The 21,823-nt window shown below is 71.8% G+C and carries 17 protein-coding genes; 5 read left to right on the top strand and 12 right to left on the bottom strand.

The genetic code is table 11. The annotated features are described in order from the left end of the window. Nucleotides 1-229: 229 nt before the first annotated feature. Nucleotides 230-1,237, bottom strand: a complete 1,008-nt coding sequence (locus AQI88_RS22560; protein ID WP_067002300.1) for a stage II sporulation protein M — start codon at nucleotides 1,235-1,237, stop codon at nucleotides 230-232. Between the two features lie 142 nt (nucleotides 1,238-1,379). Here AQI88_RS22560 and AQI88_RS22555 point away from each other — a divergent pair, with 142 nt between their 5' ends. Continuing rightward, nucleotides 1,380-2,396 carry an RDD family protein gene (locus tag AQI88_RS22555; protein ID WP_067002298.1) on the top strand — a complete coding sequence of 339 codons (1,017 nt, stop codon included), beginning with the start codon at nucleotides 1,380-1,382 and terminating at the stop codon, nucleotides 2,394-2,396. Between the two features lie 34 nt (nucleotides 2,397-2,430). On the opposite strand, the gene AQI88_RS22550 is transcribed toward AQI88_RS22555, so the two are convergent. Further along, nucleotides 2,431-3,045, bottom strand: coding sequence for a hypothetical protein (locus AQI88_RS22550; RefSeq protein ID WP_067002296.1), 615 nt, complete (start codon nucleotides 3,043-3,045; stop codon nucleotides 2,431-2,433). 156 nt (nucleotides 3,046-3,201) lie between these two features. Further along, nucleotides 3,202-4,659: an adenosylhomocysteinase gene (gene ahcY, locus AQI88_RS22545; protein WP_067002294.1), complete on the bottom strand. Its 1,458-nt coding sequence runs from the start codon at nucleotides 4,657-4,659 to the stop codon at nucleotides 3,202-3,204. A gap of 458 nt (nucleotides 4,660-5,117) precedes the next feature. Between ahcY and AQI88_RS22540 the strand changes: the two genes are divergently transcribed. Continuing rightward, a complete protein-coding gene (locus tag AQI88_RS22540) occupies nucleotides 5,118-7,202 on the top strand; it encodes a fructose-specific PTS transporter subunit EIIC (protein ID WP_067002292.1) in 2,085 nt (694 codons plus the stop codon). 103 nt (nucleotides 7,203-7,305) lie between these two features. Next, entirely contained in the window at nucleotides 7,306-7,830 is a 525-nt protein-coding gene (gene lepB, locus AQI88_RS22535; protein WP_317934531.1) for a signal peptidase I, read from the top strand. 225 nt (nucleotides 7,831-8,055) lie between these two features. Here the strand turns inward: lepB and AQI88_RS22530 are convergent, their stop codons facing one another. The 6 genes from AQI88_RS22530 to AQI88_RS22510 form a co-directional block, all read right to left on the bottom strand. Further along, nucleotides 8,056-9,036 carry a cation diffusion facilitator family transporter gene (locus AQI88_RS22530; protein ID WP_067002290.1) on the bottom strand — a complete coding sequence of 327 codons (981 nt, stop codon included), beginning with the start codon at nucleotides 9,034-9,036 and terminating at the stop codon, nucleotides 8,056-8,058. Nucleotides 9,037-9,168: 132 nt separating this feature from the next. Continuing rightward, complete coding sequence (gene manA, locus AQI88_RS22525) at nucleotides 9,169-10,320, bottom strand: mannose-6-phosphate isomerase, class I (protein WP_067002288.1); 1,152 nt, start codon at nucleotides 10,318-10,320, stop codon at nucleotides 9,169-9,171. A gap of 95 nt (nucleotides 10,321-10,415) precedes the next feature. Then, nucleotides 10,416-11,543, bottom strand: a complete 1,128-nt coding sequence (locus AQI88_RS22520; protein WP_067002286.1) for an SIS domain-containing protein — start codon at nucleotides 11,541-11,543, stop codon at nucleotides 10,416-10,418. Between the two features lie 104 nt (nucleotides 11,544-11,647). Then, on the bottom strand, nucleotides 11,648-11,818 hold the full coding sequence (locus AQI88_RS43375; RefSeq protein ID WP_079057723.1) for a Trm112 family protein: 171 nt from the start codon (nucleotides 11,816-11,818) through the stop codon (nucleotides 11,648-11,650). Between the two features lie 290 nt (nucleotides 11,819-12,108). Continuing rightward, complete coding sequence (locus AQI88_RS22515) at nucleotides 12,109-13,473, bottom strand: phosphomannomutase/phosphoglucomutase (protein ID WP_067002284.1); 1,365 nt, start codon at nucleotides 13,471-13,473, stop codon at nucleotides 12,109-12,111. 174 nt (nucleotides 13,474-13,647) lie between these two features. Further along, on the bottom strand, nucleotides 13,648-14,025 hold the full coding sequence (locus tag AQI88_RS22510) for a DUF3499 domain-containing protein (protein WP_067002282.1): 378 nt from the start codon (nucleotides 14,023-14,025) through the stop codon (nucleotides 13,648-13,650). A 353-nt stretch (nucleotides 14,026-14,378) separates the two neighbouring features. Here AQI88_RS22510 and AQI88_RS22505 point away from each other — a divergent pair, with 353 nt between their 5' ends. Continuing rightward, the gene (locus AQI88_RS22505; protein ID WP_079057728.1) at nucleotides 14,379-14,831 is read left to right on the top strand and encodes a metallopeptidase family protein; all 453 of its coding nucleotides are present in this window, start codon (nucleotides 14,379-14,381) and stop codon (nucleotides 14,829-14,831) included. A 173-nt stretch (nucleotides 14,832-15,004) separates the two neighbouring features. Here the strand turns inward: AQI88_RS22505 and AQI88_RS22500 are convergent, their stop codons facing one another. From AQI88_RS22500 to AQI88_RS22490, 3 genes are all read right to left on the bottom strand, one after another. Next, on the bottom strand, nucleotides 15,005-16,516 hold the full coding sequence (locus AQI88_RS22500; RefSeq protein WP_067002279.1) for a DUF5719 family protein: 1,512 nt from the start codon (nucleotides 16,514-16,516) through the stop codon (nucleotides 15,005-15,007). Then, nucleotides 16,513-20,151, bottom strand: a complete 3,639-nt coding sequence (locus tag AQI88_RS22495) for a glycosyltransferase (protein ID WP_107118626.1) — start codon at nucleotides 20,149-20,151, stop codon at nucleotides 16,513-16,515. The genes AQI88_RS22500 and AQI88_RS22495 overlap by 4 nt, the downstream gene beginning before the upstream one ends. 213 nt (nucleotides 20,152-20,364) lie before the next feature. After that, a complete protein-coding gene (locus AQI88_RS22490) occupies nucleotides 20,365-20,628 on the bottom strand; it encodes a WhiB family transcriptional regulator (RefSeq protein WP_003975777.1) in 264 nt (87 codons plus the stop codon). A gap of 623 nt (nucleotides 20,629-21,251) precedes the next feature. Between AQI88_RS22490 and AQI88_RS22485 the strand changes: the two genes are divergently transcribed. Next, nucleotides 21,252-21,758, top strand: coding sequence for a cysteine dioxygenase (locus AQI88_RS22485; RefSeq protein ID WP_067002274.1), 507 nt, complete (start codon nucleotides 21,252-21,254; stop codon nucleotides 21,756-21,758). Nucleotides 21,759-21,823 lie beyond the last annotated feature (65 nt).

The raw sequence follows: 21,823 nt of genomic DNA, 5'->3' as shown, positions 1-21,823 counted from the left end.
TTATCAGAAGTCTTTGACCGGTCTGACCGGCCGCTCATTTCTGAGTAATCGGGGGGTGCTCCTCCGAATCGCATGCGCGACTTCTCGGGAAGCAAGGTTGATTCTAGCGATCAGCCCCGAACCTGTCCAGTTCTAGGCAACTCATTGAATCTACCTCCCCACTCCTCCCGTGTCAACGGGTCTTGCGGGGCGAAGAGGAGATTAGCAGCTCACAGGCACCGGACGCACATCAGGCGGCCGTGGGAACGGTCGCGCTGCGTTCGGCCGCTTCGAGGTCACCCGTCTCGCCTACGCGTACTGCGCGGCCGCCGAGGACGTAGACGTAAGCCAGGAATGCCAGCTCGGCCGCGACCCCGATGCCGATCCGGGCCCAGGTGGGCAGGCCGGACGGGGTGACGAAGCCTTCGATGGCGCCCGAGACGAACAGGACCAGGGCAAGGCCGATCGCCATGCCCACGGCGGCCCGGCCTTCTTCGGCGAGGGCGACGCGGCGGCTGCGGGGACCGGGGTCTATGAGCGTCCAGCCGAGTCGGAGGCCGGTGCCGGCGGCGACGAAGACCGCCGTCAGTTCGAGCAGACCGTGCGGGAGGACCAGGCCGAGGAAGGTGTCCAGACGGCCGGCGGAGGACATCAGGCCGAAGCCGACGCCCAGGTTGAGCATGTTCTCCAAGAGGATCCAGAGGACGGGCAGGCCCAGGAAGATGCCCAGGACCAGGCACATGGCGGCGGCCTGCGCGTTGTTCGTCCACACCTGGGCGGCGAAGGAGGCCGCGGGGTGGCTCGAGTAGTAGGTCTCGTACTCGCCGCCGGGGCGGGTCAGCTCGCGCAACTGGCTGGGCGCCGCGATGGTCGACTGCACCTCCGGGTGGGTGCCGATCCACCAGCCCAGGAGGATCGCGATGGCGGTGGATATGAGCGCTGTGGGCACCCACCAGTGGCGCGCGCGGTAGACCGCGGCGGGGAAGCCCTGTCCCAGGAACCGAGTGACGTCGCGCCATGAGGCCCGGCGGGAACCGATGACGGCACTACGCGCGCGTGCCACCAGCTGGCTGAGCCTGCCGGTCAGCTGCGGGTCGGGGGCGCTGGACTGGATGAGCGAGAGGTGGGTGGCAGTGCGCTGGTAGAGCGCGACGAGTTCGTCTGCCTCGGCGCCGTTGAGTCGTCGCTGGCGGCGGAGCAGGGTGTCGAGGCGGTCCCATTCTGCTCGGTGTGCGGCGACGAAGACGTCCAGGTCCATCGGGTCTGCCTGCTCCTCGGCTGGTCGTCCACTGCTCGTCGTGGATGCTCGTGATGCTGTCAGCTTGTCGTACTGCGGCGCGACGCGCCCTCAGCTTGGCAGACTTGCGGTTCTCGGGGCAGACCAGGGAAGGACGGCGAGCGTGAGTGAGCTGGTGACCGGCGAGGCGGTGGCGCTCGAACTGCGGCCCGCCAAGCTGCCGAGCAGGGCGTTGGCGGTCCTGCTCGACCTGATCGTGGCCATGGTCGTGTACATCGGCGTGAGCGTCACGCTGGCGGCGGCGACCTCGTCCTTGGACGAGGCCGCGCAGGTCGCCCTGTCGATCGCCACCTTTCTGTTGGTGCTCGTCGGCGGGCCGATCGCCGTGGAGACACTCAGCCACGGGCGCTCGCTGGGGAAGCTGGCGTTCGGGCTGCGAGTCGTGCGGGACGACGGCGGGCCCATCCGGTTCCGGCACGCCCTGGTGCGGGGTGCGATCGGTGTGGTCGAGATCCTGATGACGTTCGGGGTGGTGGCTTGCATCGCCTCCCTGGTGTCGGGACGGGGGCGACGGCTCGGGGACGTCTTCGCCGGCACCCTCGTCGTGCGTGAGCGGATTCCCGTCGGGCAGGCCGCCTTCGTTCCCCCTCCGCCGCCGTGGCTCGCGGGACGCTTCGCCGACCTGGATCTGTCGGCCGTACCGGACGGGCTGTGGCTTGCCGTCCGGCAGTACCTGACGCGGATGCAGCAGCTTGATCCCCAGGTTTCCTGGGACATGACGCAGCGACTCGCCGCCGACCTCACGGCTCGTACGGGGACTCCGGCGCCGCAGGGCGTGCACCCGGCCGCTTTCCTGGCGGCCGTGGTTCACGAACGGCAGGCTCGCGATGCCCGGCAGGCCTTCGGGGGCACGGGGGTGGATGCGCCGGAGGCCACACCTCTCGGCTATCAGCCCCAGGCTCCGGTCTGGCCCCAGAACTCTGCTGAACCCGTGCAGTCGCCAGCCCAGGTCCAGCACCAGTACCAGTACCAGTACCAGGACCCGGGCTCACCGCAGGCTCCGGCTCCGGTGGCGCAGACCGCGCCGCCACAGACGGGCGAGGCGCCGTCCCACCGTCCCACCACCGGTTCCGGTCCCGGATCCGGTGGCGGGTCCACCGGATTCGCGCCGCCGGCGTAGACCCCGTCCCGCTGGTGCCTCACCTCTGTCGGAATCAGTCGAATCTCGACGGCGGTGACTGAAGGTCCTCCAGCTCGATTCCGGGCGCGGCCAGGACCACGTCGCCGGCGATGTGGACGGTGTGCTGCTCGCCCGTGTCCAGGGCTGTGACCTGGTATTCGTCCACGAGCAGAGGGCCGTTGTCAGTGGCGTGTGCTTCGCTGTTCATCAAGGCCCAGGACTGGTCCACAGTGCGTGGGGCGAGGACCGGGTCCGTGAAGGCCACGAGGCGTACACGGGTCGCGGAAGAGGAGGGGGTGAGGCGCAGGAGACGGACGGTGGCGACCAGGAATGCGGGGGACGTGCCGGTGAAGGCGTGGGCGCGCACATTGCCTTCGGTGGCATGAACGCCGGTGGGGTCGGTGCGGACCCAGGTGACGCCGTCGAGGGCGGCGCCGCGCACCTGCCAGCCTCCCGCGTGGAGTTCAAGGCGGATGGGGCGGCCGAGGTCGTCCAGGGCCAGGTCGACCGAGCCGCGGTGGTCGCCCGCGGGGGTGGTCAGCTGGGAGACGTAGCGCCAGCCGGACGGGCCGGGGGCGCACTGGAAGTGCTCTTGTGCGAGGGGGGTGTGATCGTGCGGATCATGGAGCGAATAACGGCCGCGGGGCATGGGGGTCCTGGGTCTTGACGGGCTGGTCCGGCCAGAGGCCAAAGGGGCAGGCCCCCGGCACGGGGGTGCGGGGGCCTGCCTCGGAGGATCTGCGGACCTGCTGCCGGGGAGCGCGGCAGTGCACCGGCGCGCTCCCCGGTGGGCGGGGCTGCGGACTCAGTAGCGGTAGTGATCCGACTTGTACGGGCCCTCGACCTTCACGCCGATGTACGCGGCCTGCTCGGGGCGCAGCTCGGTGAGCTTCACGCCGAGCGCGTCGAGGTGGAGGCGGGCGACCTTCTCGTCGAGGTGCTTGGGCAGCGTGTAGACGCCGGTCGGGTACTCGTCGGGCTTGGTGAACAGCTCGATCTGGGCCAGGGTCTGGTCCGCGAAGGAGTTGGACATCACGAACGACGGGTGACCGGTGGCGTTGCCCAGGTTCAGCAGGCGGCCCTCGGACAGCACGATGATCACCTTGCCGTCGGGGAACTTCCAGGTGTGAACCTGCGGCTTGACCTCGTCCTTGACGATGCCGGGGATCTTGGCGAGGCCGGCCATGTCGATCTCGTTGTCGAAGTGGCCGATGTTGCCGACGATCGCCTGGTGCTTCATCTTCGCCATGTCCGACGCAAGGATGATGTCCTTGTTGCCGGTGGTGGTGACGAAGATGTCGGCGGTCTCGACGACCTCGTCGAGGGTCGTGACCTGGTAGCCGTCCATCGCCGCCTGCAGGGCGCAGATCGGGTCGATCTCGGTGACGATCACCCGGGCGCCCTGGCCGCGCAGGGACTCCGCGCAGCCCTTGCCCACGTCGCCGTAGCCGCAGACGACGGCGGTCTTGCCGCCGATCAGGACGTCGGTGGCGCGGTTGATGCCGTCGATCAGGGAGTGGCGGCAGCCGTACTTGTTGTCGAACTTGGACTTGGTGACGGCGTCGTTGACGTTGATCGCCGGGAAGAGGAGGACGCCGTCGCGCTGCATCTCGTACAGGCGGTGGACGCCGGTGGTGGTCTCCTCGGTGACGCCGCGGATCTCGGACGCCAGCTGGGTCCACTTCTGCGAGCCGTCCGTGATGGTGCGGTGCAGGAGTTCGAGGATGACGCGGTGCTCGTCGGACTCGGCGGTGTCGACAGAGGGGACCTTGCCGTCCTTCTCGTACTCGACGCCCTTGTGGACGAGGAGGGTGGCGTCACCGCCGTCGTCCAGGATCATGTTCGGGCCGCCGGTGGGGCTGTCCGGCCAGGTCAGCGCCTGCTCGGTGCACCACCAGTACTCCTCCAGGGTCTCGCCCTTCCAGGCGAAGACCGGGATGCCCTGCGGGTTGTCGGGCGTGCCGTTCGGGCCTACGGCGATGGCGGCGGCCGCGTGGTCCTGAGTGGAGAAGATGTTGCAGGAGGCCCAGCGGACCTCGGCGCCCAGGGCGACGAGGGTCTCGATGAGTACGGCGGTCTGCACGGTCATGTGCAGGGAGCCGGTGACACGGGCGCCGGCGAGAGGCTGTGCCTCGGCGTACTCCTTGCGGATCGCCATCAGGCCCGGCATCTCGTGCTCGGCGAGGGTGATCTCCTTGCGGCCGAACTCGGCCAGGGAGAGGTCGGCGACCTTGAAGTCCTGTCGGTTGTCGACAGTCGTCATTGCGAGCTGCTCCTCGGGATTGGGTCGAGGTGGTTACGGCTGGTCTGCGCGGCGGCGGACACAGGGGTGCCCGAGAAAAGGACACAGGCATGCCCGCGTACGCACAGCGCAGTCCGTCGGAGGCCCTCTCTCCCTCGGCCGGTCCGCGCCGGGACCGCCCGACCGCCATCAGCAGCGACGTCTGGCTCTGTCCCAAGCTACACCGCAGGGCCCGGCCGACCCCAGTCCGCCTCCGGACGGTTCGCGCCGTTCGAGGGGGGCGGGCGCGGGGTGTCGAAGGGGCGGGCGGCTGGCCGGAAAGCGTGGGGCAGGAGCCAACAGACCTGGGTGAACTGGAACTTTCGCATCTATGACCGAGGGGCGGGGTGTTGCAGGATGCAGGGAGATCGGGAGTTCCGATCGATCTCGCGGGGTGTCCGGGACGGCGCCTCGTGTGACGAAGGCGTTAGGAGATCGACGTGACCAATCCGGCCGGCCCTCCCCTCACGGGCAGCGGTGGTGACCAGCGGCAGCGGCTCAAGCTGCTCGCGGTGACCGCGTGCCCGACCGGCATCGCGCACACCTACATGGCGGCGGAGAAGCTCGGGCAGGCCGCCGCGAGCCTTGGCATCGAGATGAAGGTGGAGACGCAGGGATCCATCGGGGCCGAGAACGTCCTCGATGACAACGATGTCAGAAGCGCGGACGGGATCATCGTCGCCGCGGACAAGGACGTCGACCTGAGCCGTTTCGCGGGCAAGCGCGTGCTGACGGTCGGGGTCGCCGAGGGCATTCACCACCCGGAGCGGCTGCTCGAGCAGGTGCGCTCGGCTCCCGTGCACACGCCTGACGGGGCTGCCGCAGGGCCGACGGCCTCGACCGGTGGCGGCAAGGAGCGGGGCACGGTCTACAAGGCGCTGATGAACGGTGTCTCGTACATGATCCCGTTCGTGGTCGTCGGCGGCCTGCTGATCGCGGTCTCGCTGGCGCTCGGCGGCCACGCGACGGCCAAGGGCTATGCGATCCCGGAGGGCACCTTCTGGGCGCACGTGAACGCGATCGGCGGGATCGGCTTCCAGCTGATGATCCCGATCCTGTCCGGATACATCGCCTACGCCATAGCCGACCGGCCCGCGCTGGTACCGGGCATGATCGGCGGCTGGATCGCCAACACGGGGGCGCTGTACGACTCCCAGGCAGGCGCGGGCTTCATCGGGGCGATCGTGACCGGGTTCCTCGCCGGCTATCTGGTGCTGTGGATCAAGAAGGTCCGGGTACCGAGGTTCGTGCAGCCGGTCATGCCGATCATCGTCATCCCGGTCGTGGCGACGACGGCGCTCGGGCTGTTTTTCATCTACGTCATCGGCAAGCCGATCTCCTGGGTGTTCGAGCACCTGACCAGCTGGCTCGGCGGGATGACGGGCACCAGCGCGGTACTGCTGGGCGCGATCCTGGGGCTGATGATCGCGTTCGACATGGGCGGGCCGGTCAACAAGACGGCGTTCCTGTTCGGCGCAGGGCTGATCGCGAGCGGCAACCAGACGGTCATGGGCATGTGCGCGGCCGCCATTCCGGTGATGCCGCTGGGACAGGGCCTGGCCACCCTGGTCCGCAGGCGGCTGTACACCGAGCAGGAGCGGGAGACGGGGCTCGCGGCGCTGTTCATGGGCTGCTTCGGTATCTCCGAAGGCGCGATCCCGTTCGCCGCGGCACGGCCCGCGCAGGTGATTCCGGCCAACATGCTGGGCGGCGCGGTGGCCGGTGCGATCGCGGGCCCGGCCGGGGTGAAGGACGCGGTGCCGCACGGCGGGCCGATCGTGGCGGCGCTGGGCGCGGTGAGCGGCGTGCCGATGTTCTTCGTGGCCGTGGCGATCGGCACGGTGGTGACGGCGCTGACGACGGTGACGCTGGCGGACGTGGCCGAGCGCAGGAGGCGTCCCGAGTCGGCCGACGGGGCCGAGCCCGTGCCGGCCGGGGCCGGTGCCGTCGTTCCGGGGCAGGCCGGGCGGGAGCCCGTGGTGGTCGCGGCTGCTGCGTCGGTCGCGGTGGCCCACGGGGCGGCCGCCGGACGGGCGGTCGGTACTGCGGAGGCCTGCGGCGAGGTGTCCGAAGTCCTCTCCGGGCACCTCACGGAGCGGACCGTCAAGACCGCCCTCGCCGCGGACGGCAAGGAGGCCGCGATCCGGGAGATGGCGGAGCTGCTGAGCCGCAGTGGCCGGGTCGCCGACGTCGAGGAGCTGGTGGCGGTCGCGCTGCGGCGCGAGGAGCAGGGGACGACCGGACTCGGCGAGGAGATCGCGGTCCCGCATGCGAAGACGGATGCCGTGACCGCGCCGGTCGTGGGTTTCGGGCGGTCGGCTCGGGGCGTCGAGTGGGGTTCGCTGGACGGTACGAAGGCCCGGCTGGTCTTCATGATCGCCGTACCGGAGGCGGCCGCGGGCGACGAGCATCTGCGGATCCTCGCGCTGCTGTCCCGCAAGCTGATGGACCCCGGCTTCCGGGAGCGGCTGCTGTCCGCGGCGGACGAGCGAGCCGTGCTCGACGTGCTCGGCGAGGTGGGCTGAGCCGACGGGACGGTGTGCGGGCCCGCCTCCCGGGCCCGCACAGGGAGTTCACAGAGGGCCGCTGTTTTCCCCGCCGCACAGGGACCGCGCGGGGAGGACGGACATGGCAGGCAGAGGGCGGGGACTGGGGATCGCAGCGCTCGTGGCGGGGCTGCTGGGGCTGGGGCCGGCGACCGGCACCTTCGTCTACGGGCGAAGCGCCTACGGCATGGGCACCCTGCCGAGCCACAGCATGTCGCCGACGTACGAGCCGGGTGAGCGGATCGTGTGGGAGCGCGTGGACGGGAGCGAGGTGCGGCGCCGTGACGTCGTGGTGTTCTCGGCGCCGGAGCATTACCGGTCCGGCGGGGTGCTGATGCAACGGGTGATCGGGGTGCGCGGCGACCGCGTGGCGTGCTGCACGCTCGTGGGGTCGCGGGAGCGGGTCACCGTGAACGGGCAGCCGGCCGGGGAGCCCTATGTGAGCGGGGGCGACGCCGACGGGGTGCACCGGCCGTACGACGTGAAGGTGCCGCAGGGCCGGCTGTTCCTGCTGGGCGACCGTCGGGTGGACTCGATGGACTCGCGCTTCTTCCCCGCGGACCACGGCGGGACCGCGTGCCCGTGGACGCTGTGCGGGGGCGGGTGACGGACGACCGTGCGGTCCCGGCGCTGCTGGGTACGGCCCTGCTCTTCGGCGGGGTGCTGGTCCTCACCGGCATCGGGCTGGGGATCGGCGCGCCGGCGGTGCGGCGGCGAAAGGCGCCCGCCGTGCCGGCGGGGCCCTGGCCCGTGCAGCCGGTCCGAGGACGGCTGTACGGAGAGCGAGCGGGGCCTGACCGGCTGTGGGCGGGCCCCGTCGTCGTAGCGGAACTCAGTGGCCGGCCGCGTGCGGGGTCGGGCCGCCCGGGGTGGCCTCCGGGTCCGGGCCCTTGGCGGCCTCGGCCTCGCTGTAGATGTCCGGTTCGAGGTAGATGACGCGGGCGATGGGGACGGCGGCGCGGATGCGGGCCTCGGCCGCGTTGATGGCGTTCGCGACCTCGGCGGCCGTGTCGTCGTGCTGGACGGCGATCTTGGCGGCGATCAGCAGTTCCTCGGGGCCGAGGTGGAGCGTGCGCATGTGGATGACGCCGGTGACCGTGTCGCCGTCGACGATCGCGTCCTCGATCTTCTTGACCTCCTCGATGCCCGCGGCCTCGCCGAGCAGCAGCGACTTGGTCTCCGCGGCCAGGACGAGCGCGATCAGGACGAGCAGGACACCGATGCAGACCGTGCCGATGCCGTCCCAGACGCCGTCACCGGTGAGCACGGAGAGGCCGACGCCGCCGAGGGCGAGGACCAGACCGATGAGCGCGCCGAAGTCCTCCAGCAGGACGACGGGCAGCTCGGGCGCCTTGGCGCGGCGGATGAACTGCGACCAGGACAGCTTGCCGCGCAGTTCGTTGGACTCCTTGATGGCCGTGCGGAAGGAGAAGCCCTCGGCGATGATCGCGAAGACGAGGACGCCGACCGGCCAGTACCAGTTCTCCAGCTTGTGCGGGTGGCTGATCTTCTCGTAGCCCTCGTAGATGGCGAACATGCCGCCGACCGAGAACAGGACGATCGAGACGAGGAAGGCGTAGATGTAGCGCTCGCGGCCGTAGCCGAACGGGTGCTGCGGGGTCGCCTCGCGCTGGGCCTTCTTGCCGCCGATCAGCAGCAGGAACTGGTTGCCGGAGTCGGCGAGCGAGTGGACGCCCTCGGCAAGCATCGACGAGGAACCGCTGAACGCGAACGCCACGAACTTCGATGCCGCGATCGCGAGGTTGGCGCCGAGTGCCGCCACGATCGCCCTGGTACCGCCTGACGCGCTCATGTGTCCGCGTTGTCCCTTCGCCCTCGTCCGTCTACGCCGTCCAGGCGTGTGCCCGGCTTTGCCCGTGCTTTGCCGGTGGGCCATTCTTGCAGCCCGGCCGGGCGGCGGCGCGTCAGGTATCCACAGCCCCGGTCATACGATCACAGTGGCGCGGAAGACCGTGCCCGGGCCGGAGACGTCGGCCTTCTCGCCCGCCGGGACGAAGACCGACCGGCCGGGGGCGAGTTCGTGGTCGCCCGCCCGGACGGAACCGGCCGTGCAGAGCAGGATCTGCGGGGTGTCCAGGGTGAGGTCGTGGACGGTGCCGCCCTCGGGAAGGACGAACCGGGAGAGCCGGAACTCGTCGATCGGCGTCTCGTAGACCTCCTCGCCGTCCGGGGAGGCCTCGGGGCGCAGCACGCCCGGGTCGCCGGCCTCGAAGCGGACGATGCGCAGGAGTTCGGGGACGTCGACGTGTTTGGGGGTCAGGCCGCAGCGCAGGACGTTGTCGGAATTGGCCATGATCTCGACGCCGAGGCCGCTCAGGTAGGCGTGCGGGATGCCGGCGCCGAGGAACAGGGCCTCGCCGGGCTGCAGGCGGACGTGGTTGAGCAGCATGGCCGCGATGACGCCGGGGTCGCCCGGGTAGTGGTGGGCGAGGTCGGCGTAGGGGGCGTAGTCGCCGCCGAGGCGGGTGCAGGCGGCGGTGGCCTCGGCGACGGTGTGGGCCATCTCCTCGGGGTCGGCGGTGAGGACGGCCGTGAGGACCTCGCGCAGGGCAGCGTCCTCGGGGTGGGCGTGCAGCAGGTCGACGTACGGCTTGAGGGAGTCGACGCCGAGCCCGTCGAGCAGGCCGGCCGTCCGGACCGGGTCGCGGAAGCCGCACAGGCCGTCGAACTCGGTGAGCGCGCAGATCAGTTCGGGCTTGTGGTTGGCGTCCTTGTAGTTGCGGTGCGGGGCGTCGATGGGGATGCCACGCCGCTCTTCGTCGGCGTACCCCTCCTTGGCCTGCGCCAGGTCGGGGTGCACCTGGAGGGAGAGGGGGGCGCCGGCGGCGAGGATCTTGAGCAGGAACGGCAGCCGCGGGCCGAACTTCGCGACCGTCCCGGCGCCCAGTTCGTGCTCCGGGTCCGCGCCGATGACCTCGACGAGCGTCCCGCGCGCGGTGCGCGAGGGGGCGCCCGGGTGTGCTCCCATCCACATTTCCGCCTGCGGCTCGCCGGTCGGCTCGACGCCGAGGAGGTGCGGGATGGCGGTGGGGGAACCCCAGGCGTAGGGGCGGATGGTGTTGTCGAGGCGGTCCATGTGGCTTCTCTGTCTCCGTACGTACGCTGCTCGGCCGGCGCCGGTGCCGGTTCGGGTGCCGGGGCTGGGCGCGGGTCGGTCGACCCGGAGCAAGATCAGGCCCCCGAAGCGAGCGCCAGGTAAACGGCGGCGAAATCCGTGACGGCGATCAGTTCCGCGAGGGTCTCCAGTTCGCCGCCCTCCTCCGGTTCGAGTTCGCTGATCGGTGTGTCGTGGCTGAGGGCCAGGTCGCGGGCGGCGGGGGCGGCGGTGAGGCCGCCGATCGGGCGGTCGCGGAGCAGCACCACGCGCGCGTGCAGCGCGGGTGTCTCCTCCACGCGATCGCGGAAGAAGTCGTCGGGGTCGGCGCTCGCCGCGAGCGGGCCGGCCAGCAGGGCGCTGTGGGCGGCCAGTGCTTCGGGGAGTTCGGCGACCAGGGCGGGGCGCCCGGCGAGTTCGGCGAGGGCGGCGGCGAACCGGCGGCCCGCGGGCCCGGCCGAGCTGCCTTCCGTCCATACGACGGGCAGCGCGTCGGCGAGTTCGGTGGCGAGGGTCTTGGCCGGGTTGCTGTAGGTCGCGATGGCCGGGCCGCAGCGTTCGGCGATGTGGTCCAGACGGTCGGCGATCTTCTCCAGGTCGTCCGGAGCGGCGGCGAGCAGGCCGATGCGGTCGAGCAGCGCCAGCAGCGGGGTGAACAGGGCCCAAAAGACGCCGGGCGAGGACGCGGCGAGGGGCTCTTCCTGGTCGTACGGCGTCGCCGCCATCGGGACGAACAGGCCGTGTGCGCCGGACACCGCCTCGGCGAGCGGGGTGCGGGCCGGGGCCACGGCGGCGACCGAGCAGCCGCGGCGGTAGGCCTGCTCGGCGAGCAGGGAGAGGCTGGGTTCGGTGCCGTCCGGGGTGGCGATCAGCAGCAGGTCGACGGAGCCGGCCCAGCCCGGGAGTTCCCAGCGCAGGGCGCCTGCGGCCGGGGCGACGCCGGTGGGGGCCAGCCGGGTGACGGGGCTGCCGGGGCCGGCCAGGGTGCCGAGGAGGTCGGCGGTGTGGGTGGCGGCGGCTCCGGGGCCGGCGATGAGGACGGCGCGCGGGCGGCCGTCGGGCTTGAGGTCGCCTACGCCGGCCTCGGCGGCGTGCCGGGCAGCGGTGCGGACGCGGGCGCCGGCCTCCGCCGCGCCGCGGAGGAGGCCTCGCCGGTCGGCGTCGGCGAGGCCCTGAGGGGCGTCGAGCAGCGATTCGTCGAGCATGGGCGACAGCCTCCGATCGCCGGGGTCCTGTGCGGGGGTCGAGCGCGGGGGTGGGCGCCTCGTCGTTACGGGGCGCCGGCCTTCTACGAGGGGCGGTGGCCCTCTTACGCGGGGCGGCGGGCCTCGTCGACGAGCAGGACCGGGATGCCGTCGCGGACGGGGTAGGCCAGGCCGCAGTCCTGGCCTGTGCAGATCAGCTCGGTGTCCTGCTCCTTGAGGGGGGAGTGGCAGGCGGGGCAGGCGAGGATCTCCAGGAGGCCGGCTTCGAGCGGCATGGGGTGTCCCTTCTGGGCGGGTACGGCTTTGCTGATGTGCTGGTCAGCGTACCGCTGGTGACGCGGTACTGGAGGGTTCGGCAGGCTCGAGCGCCGCCCGGGGTGCTCCGCCCCTGCCCCCGGCCTGCGCCCACCCGCTGCCCGTCTCGGTCGACTGGGCAGCGAGGTCCGGGCCATATGGCTCGCGCGGCCGAGAAGGGCGGGCGGCGTGGGTCGGGAGGTGTCGGTCGGCCGAGAGGCGAAGCCCCGTCGTCACGACTCGGGTGGACAAGAGGCGCGGGTTCCGCGTCTCAGCCCCGGATGATCGCCAGTGCCTCGTCGCGGATCTTGATCATCGTCCTCTCGTCCTTCGCCTCCGCGTTCAGGCGCAGCAGTGGTTCCGTGTTGGACGGGCGGACGTTGAACCACCAGTCGGCGGCGGAGACCGTGAGGCCGTCGAGGTCGTCCAGGGTGATGCCGTCGCGGCCCTCGTAAGCGGCTCGGATCGCGGCGAGGCGGGCGGTCTGGTCGGCGACGGTGGAGTTGATCTCGCCGGAGCCCGCGTAGCGGTCATACTGGGCGACGAGGGCGGACAGCGGGCCGTCCTGGCCGCCGAGGGCCGCGAGGACGTGCAGGGCGGCCAGCATGCCCGTGTCGGCGTTCCAGAAGTCCTTGAAGTAGTAGTGGGCGGAGTGCTCGCCGCCGAAGATCGCGCCGGAGCGGGCCATCTCCGCCTTGATGAAGGAATGGCCGACGCGGGTGCGGGCCGGGGTGCCGCCGTTCTCCTTCACCACCTCCGGGACGGTGCGGGACGTGATCAGGTTGTGGATGACCGTGCCCTTGCCGCCGTTGCGGGCCAGCTCGCGCACGGCGACCAGCGCGGTGATCGCCGACGGGGAGACCGGGTCGCCGTTCTCGTCCACGACGAAGCAGCGGTCCGCGTCTCCGTCGAAGGCGATGCCCAGGTCGGCGCCCTCCGCCGGGACCCGCTTCTGCAGGTCCACGAGGTTGGCCGGGTCGAGCGGGTTGGCCTCGTGGTTCGGGAAGGTGCCGTCGAGTTCGAAGTACATCGGGACGAGGGTCAGGGGCAGGCCGGCGAAGACCGTGGGGACCGTGTGGCCGCCCATGCCGTTGCCGGCGTCGACCACGACCTTCAGGGGGCGGATGGCGGTCAGGTCGACGAGGGAGCGGAGGTGCGCCGCGTAATCGTCCAACGTCTCGCGCGTGGTGAGGGTTCCCGACTCGGCGGCAGGTTCCGGGGCGCCCGACTCCAGCCACTGCTCGGCCAGTTCGCGGATCTGCGCGAGGCCGGTGTCCTGGCCGACGGGGGCGGCGCCCGCGCGGCACAGCTTGATGCCGTTGTACTGGGCCGGGTTGTGGGAGGCCGTGAACATCGCGCCGGGGAGGTTCAGCGCGCCCGAGGCGTAGTACAGCTGGTCCGTGGAGCACAGGCCGATCTCGGTGACGTCCACGCCGCGGTCGGCCGCGCCGCGTGCGAAGGCGCGGGACAAAGCGGGCGACGAGGGGCGCATGTCGTGTCCGACGACGATCGCCGCCGCACCTGTCACCTCGGCGAAGGCGGCGCCGAAGAGGCCGGCCAGTGACTCGTCCCACTGGTCCGGAACCACTCCGCGTACGTCGTACGCCTTCACGATCTGCGACAGATCAGCAGCCACGGCCAACCCTCCTGAAAGTCCTATGGGTGCCCACAAACTACCCGTCAGGGGTAAGGACCAGGTGTGCGGACACCATGTGGACTTCCAGCCGTACCCCGGGACGGCGGGTGGCGTGCGGTGGCGTTCGGTGGTGTGGGGGTGGCGTTCGAGGGCTGTACGCCGGTGAGGCGGGGCTCAGTTGTCCGGGGAGCGCAGGACCCGCAGGTGGCCGCGGCGGGCCACTTCCATGGGGTCCACGGTGCGCGCTCCGCCGCCGCCCGCCTGGGCCGCGCGCTCCTGGGGGCGGGCCGCCTCGCGCACGGCGTTGGCAAGCGCTTCCAGATCGTCTCCGCTGGGCCGTGCGGGAGCGGAGCCGTCGAGGAGTCGGACGACCTCCCAGCCGCGGGGGGCGGTGAGGCGCTCGGAATGCTCGGCGCACAGGTCGTAGCAGTGGGGTTCGGCGTAGGTGGCGAGCGGGCCGAGGACCGCGGTCGAGTCGGCGTAGACGTACGTCAGCGTCGCGACGGCGGGTCGGCCGCAGGCGGTGCGCGAACAGCGACGTACAGGGCTCACGACGTTGGACGGTACCGCACTCTTGAGCGGGCCGCGACGACTCTCCCCCAGGTCACTCCACCGTGTCGCCCTGTGAAACACCCCACACACCCTTTCGAACACGCCTCACTGACCTGCAAGGACGGGTTTGCGTGGGGTCTGGGGCGGGACTGCGTATGGTCATGAGTCGGTACAAACAACGTCAATTGCCTTGAGTTTGGCGGTCTTGGAGAGTTGCGGAAACGAGCCAGACCTTGGCTAGAACGGTCAACCTGCGACACGCGGTCGTCAGTGGCCGGTTGCCGTGCGCTCGGCGGCGGGATGGCGCGTGGGGCCGGGCGGGCTGAGCGCTCGAGGACTACGCTTCACCAGTGATGGACAACCGTGTACCGCCCCTTGCCGCCGGCCCCGGGCCCCGTCGACGTGATCGTCACGGGCGGGGTATGAGGGGGCCTATCGCGCCGCCGCAGGTGCCGCTGGCGGCCAGCCGTGCCGAGGTGTTCGCGGACCTGGTGCAGGACTCCGTGGAGCGTCTTGAGCGGCGGTGGCCGCAGTTGGCCGACATCGACTTCCTGGTGCTCGAGGTGCCTCGGCTGGACGGGCGGGGCACCGAGGGGTGGAGCGACGAAGCGGTGCCGCTGGGTGGGATCATCCCTGCGCGTGAGGGGCGGCGGGCGCGGGTCGTGGTGTACCGGCGGCCGGTGGAGATCCGGACCAAGGGACGGGACGAGCGGGCTGCGCTGGTGCACGAGGTGGTGGTGGAGCAGGTGGCCGAGTTGCTCGGGCTGACTCCGGAGACTGTGGATCCTCGGTACGGGGAGGACTAGGGCGGGGCTGTGTGGTTGCCCGGTGCGGCGGCTGGGCGGGGTGGGTTTCGCCTGCCCGCGCTTGCGGGGTGCCGCTGCGCCCACCCGTGCCGCCCTGGGGGTCCCCCAGGCCCCCAAGGCACTGGGGGAGGCACGACTGCCCGCAACTGCGCAGCCTCCGTGGCGTGCCTCGTCTACTTCTGGAGTATCGACAAGTCCTCGTCCGTTTCCGGTACCGAGACCAGGCCCCGGTCGCTGGGGAGGGTCTGGATGGTGAAGCCGGGGACGCCGGAGTCGGTGGACGAGAGGGTCCGGGAGGCGTAGACCGGGGCGCCGGAGACGGGCTCCACCGTGAGGGCGTAGGTGCCCTTCAGGCCCGAGGGGACGGGGGCGTCGACGTCCTGGGTGGTGCCTGACTTGATCGTGTAGGTCTTCGACACCGGGGTGCCGCCCTCGCTGCCCGCCGAGGCGGTGACCTTGACCGTGGCGGTGCCGGTGGGGGCGGTCAGGGAAAGGGTCGTGGACTTGCCGCTGTTGTCGGCCGAGGTCGCGCGCGCGCCGACGGGGGCCGTGGCCGGGATGAACGCCGTCTCCTGCCTGGTTCCCTTGCCCCGGACCACGCGCAGTGCCGCCACGACCGGCACCGACTGGTCGGTGGGGGTGAGAACCAGGGAGCCCGCCTCGCCGCGGGTGACGTCACGGAGGTCGACCGCGGTCGTCATGCCGGACTTGACGTGCAGGGTCTCGTTGCCGGCCGGGGTGATCAGGCCGCCGGGCGAGGCCAGGCGGACCTTCAGGTCCGCGTCGGCGTCGCCGGGTGTGAAGGCGATCAGACGGACGTCGGTGGCGTCCTTCGGGATGCCGGGCAGGACCAGGCTGCCGGCCGGGTCGGCGGCCGCGGCCAGCCAGTCGCCGCCCACCTTGTCGTCCAGGGCCTGCACGGCCGCGCCCACCCGTCCGCTGCGCACGCTGACGTGCACGGTCAGGTCGGTCTGCCGTTGGTCGGTGAGCGTGGAGAGCAGAATCGGCTTGCTCGCGTGCGCCGGGATCGTGAAGCCGTCCGTCACCGTGGACTTGATCGCGCCGTCCTTGCCGTACAGCTCGATGTCGACGACGGCGGCGGAGTCGTCCGGGTTGGTGAGGTGCACGTAGTCGGTGCGGTCGGCGGCCGTGCTGGCGCCCGGGAACCAGAACTCGGTGTCGGCGGCGGTGCAGTTGACGCCCTGGAGGCCGCGGCCGGTGCCCGCGGCGACGGCGGTGGTCTCCTGGACGGTCCAGCCGGGGGCGAACTTCCCGTCGGCGGTGCCGATGAGCGCGGGCGCGTCCGCGCCGGAGGTGTCGCCGGTGACCGGCGTGCCGGGCTCCTTCGGGGTGAGGACCGGCTTCTCCGCCTTCTTCTTGGAGTCCTTGCCGCCCTTCTTGGTGTCGCTCGTACCGTCCGCCGACTGCTCGGTGGCCGCCTGGAGTTCGGCCTTGCCGCCGCTCTCCGCGCCTTTGGTGACGGGCGTGAACGACGTGTACGACGTGTCGGCGATGTCGGAGATGCTCGGCGCGGGGCACAGCAGGCTGGTGCGCTCCACGGGCAGCTCGGCCGCCGTCTTTGCGGGGCCCGCGCCGGACGCGGAGGGCGTGTCGAGCGCGGCGAACGCGGTGACCGCGGCCAGCGCGGTCGTGCCGGCGATCAGGGACAGGGTGGTGCGGTTCACTGCTGGCTCCCGTCGGGGCGCTCGCTGCCGGTGCCGTGGGGGTGCTGGGCCGGGTCGTACGCCGGGTCGTAGCCCTGCTGGTACGCCGTCGGGTCGTACGGCAGCTGGTCTGCCGTACCGCCGTAGGCGTAGGGGTCGTACTGGCCGCTCTGGTAGGGGTCGGGCTGGTACGCCTGCTGGTCGTAGCCGCCGGCCGGGTACTGGCCGGTGCCCTGGTACTGGTCGGCTCCGTAGCCGGCGTACTCGGTGCCCTGGTAAGAGGCGGCGTCCCAGTCGGCGTACTGCTGCTGGTGCGGGACGGCGGCCGGGGCCTCCTGCGGGAGCGGCGGCACCCCGGGCTGCTCCTGGTCGGCCGGTTCCTCGGCCTGGGCGCGCAGGCGGCGGGCGCGGCGGCCCTCCCCTGCCGCGGTGGCCTGGGCGGGCAGCGGCTGCTCCTCGGGGAGGTCGTCGTCGATGTCGCGGCGGCGGCCGGGCAGGGCGAGGACGACGAGGACGACGGCCAGCGCGCCCTGGGCCCACAGCCAGGCGGTGTGGGCGACCGGGGCGTCGTAGGTGACGTCGAGCCTGCCGCCGGCCGAGGGCAGCTGGAAGCCCTGGGCCCAGCCGTCGACCGTGGTGCGGGTCAGCGGCTTGCCGTCCAGGGTGGCCGACCAGCCGTCGGAGGCGGTGTCGGCCAGGCGCAGGACGCGGCTGCCCGATCCGGAGGGGACGGTGGTGTGGATCTCCACCGGCCCGGCGGCGACGGACTGGGCCGTTCCGGAGCCGCCCGCGGGCACGAGGGTGGCGCGAGAGACCTGCTGGTCGACGCGCCACAGGGCGCTGCCGTTCTGCTGGCTGAGCCGGGTCAGGCCGGGCGTGGCGTCCAGGACACGGGTGACCTCGCGGGGCGCGCCCTTGTGGACGAGGACGTAGCGCACGGCGAAGCCGCCGAGCTGGCCGGCCTGGTCGGCGCCGGAGCCGGCGACGAGGTTGGCGACGACCTTGTCCAGCTTCGCGTTCTCTCCGTCGTCGGCGGCGAGTTCGGCGTCGCCCATACGGGCGCCGGAGCCGCGGACCAGGGTGTAGCGCACGCGTGCGGTGGAGTCGCTGTCGAGGATCAGGGTGCGGGCCTGGTCGCGGGTGGTGGCGTCCTCGGCGACGAACGCGGGCACCTGCACCGGGTCACGGCGCTCCAGCGGGCCGTCGGCGCCGCGGATCATCCAGCCGGCGGCGACGAGCAGCGGGCCCGCGGCCGAGGCGAAGGCGATCAGGGCGGCGACGGGCTGGCGCCAGCCGAAGCTCTGCTCGGCCACGCGCGCGCGTGCCCCGTCGGCGCCGAGTGCGGCGGCGGCCAGCAGGGCGATGCCGTAGACGAGGGTGGCCGGTCCGGCCCAGGTGGACTTGTTGGACAGGACGGCGAAGACGAGGCCCACCAGGGCGGCCGCCCAGGCGGTCCGGATTCCCGACTGACGCTCGGAGCGCAGGAGTGCGGCCAGGGCGGCGAGGACGATGCCGATGAGCATCAGGCCGTGCACGGTGCCGGGTCCGCCGGGGCTGGCGCCGAGCAGGTCGACCGCGGAGGCGGCCGAGGGGCCGTAGTCCAGGCCGGCCTCCTGGAAGAAGCCGAAGGGCAGCAGCGTCAGCGACCAGGGGGCGAGGACCAGCAGCGGGGTGCCCAGCTGGGCGAGGAAGCGCAGGGCGTGGGCGACCAGGTCTCCGCGGCGCAGCACCAGCACGCCGAGGCCGAGGGTCAGGGCGAGGGGCCAGACGATCGGCGTGAAGGCGGTCGTGATGGTCAGCAGCAGGGCGTAGGCCCAGGTGGCGCGCCAACTGCCGCGTGCCCCGGCAGTGTTTCCGAGGCCGTCGGCGGCGATGCCCGCGCGCGCGATGAGCGGCAGCAGCACGGCGAGGACGGCGGTGCCGATACGGCCGCCGGCCAGGGCACCGGTGGCGGCGGGCAGGAAGGCGTAGGCGATCGCGGCCCAGGCGCGCAGCAGGCGGGAGGTGACGAGCGGCCGGGAGGCGAAGTAGGCGGTGCAGCCGGCCAGCGGCACCGAGCAGATCAGCAGGACGGTGACCGCGAGCCCGGTGGAGCCGAAGAGGATCGAGGCGAGGGCCGCCACGACGGCGAGGTAGGGCGGTGCGGAGGGGGTGCCGCCCGCGGCCACCGGGTGCCAGACGTCCGCGTAGCGGGACCAGAGGTCGGCGGCGCCGGCCGGGGCGGGCAGCAGGGCGCCGCCCGCAAGGGCGCCGCCCGCGAGCAGGGCGCGGCAGGCGGCGAGCGCGACCAGGAGCAGGGCCAGGAAGAGCACGGGGCCGGGCTTGCGGGCGATCCGCTTGAGCCGGGCGAACTGCTCGATCTCCAGGAAGTCGGCGTCGTCGCCGCCGGGCCCGGACTCCACGGCGCCGCCGTGCCGGCCGGCCCCCGGAGTGTCGGTGTCGGAGCCGCCGGCGAAGTTGCCCGCGACCTGTTCCGCGGTGGCGCGGACGGTCGCGCCGGGCGGCGGGAAGAGCTGGCGCAGTTCGCCCTTGTCGATCTGCGAGGGTCCGCGGCGGCGCCGTCCGGCGAGGATCCGCTCGGGCCGCAGCAGGGTGCCCAGCAGACCGCGGATCTCGTCGACGGCCTGGCCGGGGACCTTTCCTACGAGATAGGCGACGGTCCTCAGGAGGGTGCCGAGGACGACTCGCAGCAGCACCCAGGGCAGCGCGGCGGCACGGGTGTTGACGAGGAGGGTGTAGACGGCGCCGGCCTTGTCGACCTTGTGCGGGGAGGCGGCGGTGCGGCCCACGCAGTCGACGGTGCGGCGCTCGCGGGAGGCGGCCTCGGCGTGCCGTACGACGGCCTCGGGGGCGATGAGGACGCGGTGGCCGGCCGCGTGGGCGCGCCAGCACAGGTCGACGTCGTCACGCATCAGGGGCAGTCGGCGGTCGAACCCGCCGAGCTGTTCGAAGACGTCGCGGCGCACGAGCATGCCGGCGGTGGAGACGGACAGCACGGTGCGGACGTGGTCGTGCTGGCCCTGGTCCTGTTCGCGGCGGTCCAGGCCGGTCCAGCGGCGGCCGGAGTTGGCGATGGAGACGCCGACCTCCAGCAGTTGCCGGCGGTCGTACCAGCCGCGCAGCTTGGGGCCGACGACCGCCACGTCGTCGCGGCCCAGTTCGAGTTCGTTGTCGACGACGCGCAGCATCTGGGCGAGGGCGTCCGATTCGGGGGCGCAGTCGTCGTGCAGCAGCCACAGCCACTGGATGGGCTCGCCGTGCGGCAGTTCCGGCAGGTCGTAGGCGTCGTCGCGCCATGAGCGCGTGACGGGGTCCCAGCCGCTGGGGCGCCTGAGGTACGGCAGTTCGTCGGGGGTGAGGACGGGTGCGGTGCGGCTCGCCTCCTCGACGGCCTGGCCGAAGCCGGTGCGCCGGGCGAGGTGCAGCACACGGTCGTCGCCGAGGGCCTCGGTGACCAGCCGGGCGGAGTCGTCCGCGCTGCCGGTGTCGGCCGCCACCGCGTACTGGACGGGGCGCTCCTGGCCGAGCAGCCCGGCGAGCGCGTCGGGCAGCCAGCGGGCGCCGTCGTGGGAGACGAGGACCGCGGTCACCACATGACGTGGGAACTCAGGGGTGGCAGCTCCGTCATGGGCTGCCGGGTGGCTGTGCACGGACATCGAGGTACGGGCCCCGGTTCGATGGACTGCGGTGGACGCCTGTGCCCCGAGGGGACAGCGGGGCGTCTCGGACGAGCGACCACACTATCGGCTTGGCATGAAGACGGCCCGCCGCCTGTGGATAACCCACCGGCGACGGGCCGTTCGCATGGTCCGTGTGCAGAAAGTCGCGCCGTTCGGTAAGACGGCGGCGAGGAAGTGGTCAAAGGCCGGTCAGACGGCGGCCTTCTTCAGCCTGCGGCGCTCACGTTCGGACAGACCACCCCAGATGCCGAAGCGCTCGTCGTTGGCGAGGGCGTACTCGAGGCATTCGGAGCGCACCTCGCAGGCGAGGCAGACCTTCTTGGCCTCTCTGGTGGAGCCGCCCTTCTCGGGGAAGAAGGACTCGGGGTCGGTCTGGGCGCACAGCGCGCGCTCCTGCCAGCCGAGTTCCTCGTCCGCGTCGTCGACCAGCAGTTGCTGCACCAGCTCGGTCATGTGCGCCCCTCGTCTGTCTTTCGCGTCCCCGTGCGTAGCCGTTACCGATTTCGGCTGAACGACACGAGTGAAATTACAAGTGTGCTGCTCCGGGCGAGTCAAGCCGAGATCTGCTATTGAGCCCGTTATTCACTCTGCGGAACCAAGGCCGTGCGGAAAGTGTTCAAATCGGCATAAACCTTGACGCGCAGACGAGACCCAGAGGGGCGGCGCACCCCGTACAGATCCCTGTACGAAGAAGGACGCCCCTGCGTTCGATCGCGTTCCGCGGGGCTTGAGCGCTCGGATGTGCGCCATGTGTCCTGTGATCTAGGTGCACAAACCTTTCACCTGACAGATGAACCGGATGAGGTGAAACATGTCCCACATTCCGGGCGCCGAGTTGACAGTGCAGGTGTGAACCGGTGTCCTAGGGGGCATGCTCGCGCACTTGGCACTCACCTCGACCCGCACCGCCGGGTCCCTCGGTGCTGCCCGGGTTCGCTGTAGCTGTTGTTGCTGTTCCAGCTGTTGAGCCGACGCGCTCCGGCTGGCGCCGAGTCTCCTGACCCGGCCGCTCCCTCCTTTGCAGAACCTCCAGTTCAGGGCACTCCACTCTTCCGCCGAGGAATCACAGCACTCCCATGAACAGTGACAACGACCTCCAGATCGCCGGCGACATCCTCGAAGTCCCGCATCTGCTCCAGCCGCCGCGCGAGCACCCGGCCACCGTCGCCGAGTTCGTGGGTCTCGCCCGCGCCATCACCGCCGACCGCTCGCAGTGGGCGCACCTCGTCCGCTACGACGCCACCACGCGCTGGTACCACCGGCTGCGCACCGGCCCCGGCTACGAGGTGTGGCTGCTGTCCTGGGTGCCCGGGCAGGGCAGCGGACTGCACGACCACGGCCGCTCCTCCGGTGTCCTCACCGTCCTGGAGGGCACGCTGACCGAGCGCACCGAGCGCGGCACGCGCGCGTTGGCCGCCGGCGCACAGCGGGTGTTCGCGCCGGGGTACGTGCACGAGGTGGTGAACGACGCGCTGGAGCCGGCGGTGAGCCTGCACGTCTACTACCCGGGCCTGACCGCGATGCCCATGCACACCTCCCCGCACTGCGAGGCGCGCACCGAGCCGCGCGCGGTGACCGCCTGATCGACGCGTGACCGCCTGATCGGCGAATCGACCGCCCGATTGGCGATTGACCGCCTGACGCGTTG

Source organism: Streptomyces cellostaticus (genome assembly GCF_001513965.1).
GTDB classification, from domain to species: domain Bacteria; phylum Actinomycetota; class Actinomycetes; order Streptomycetales; family Streptomycetaceae; genus Streptomyces; species Streptomyces cellostaticus.
Note: the sequence above shows the minus strand (reverse complement) of the source record. Positions and strands in the feature narration are given on the sequence as shown.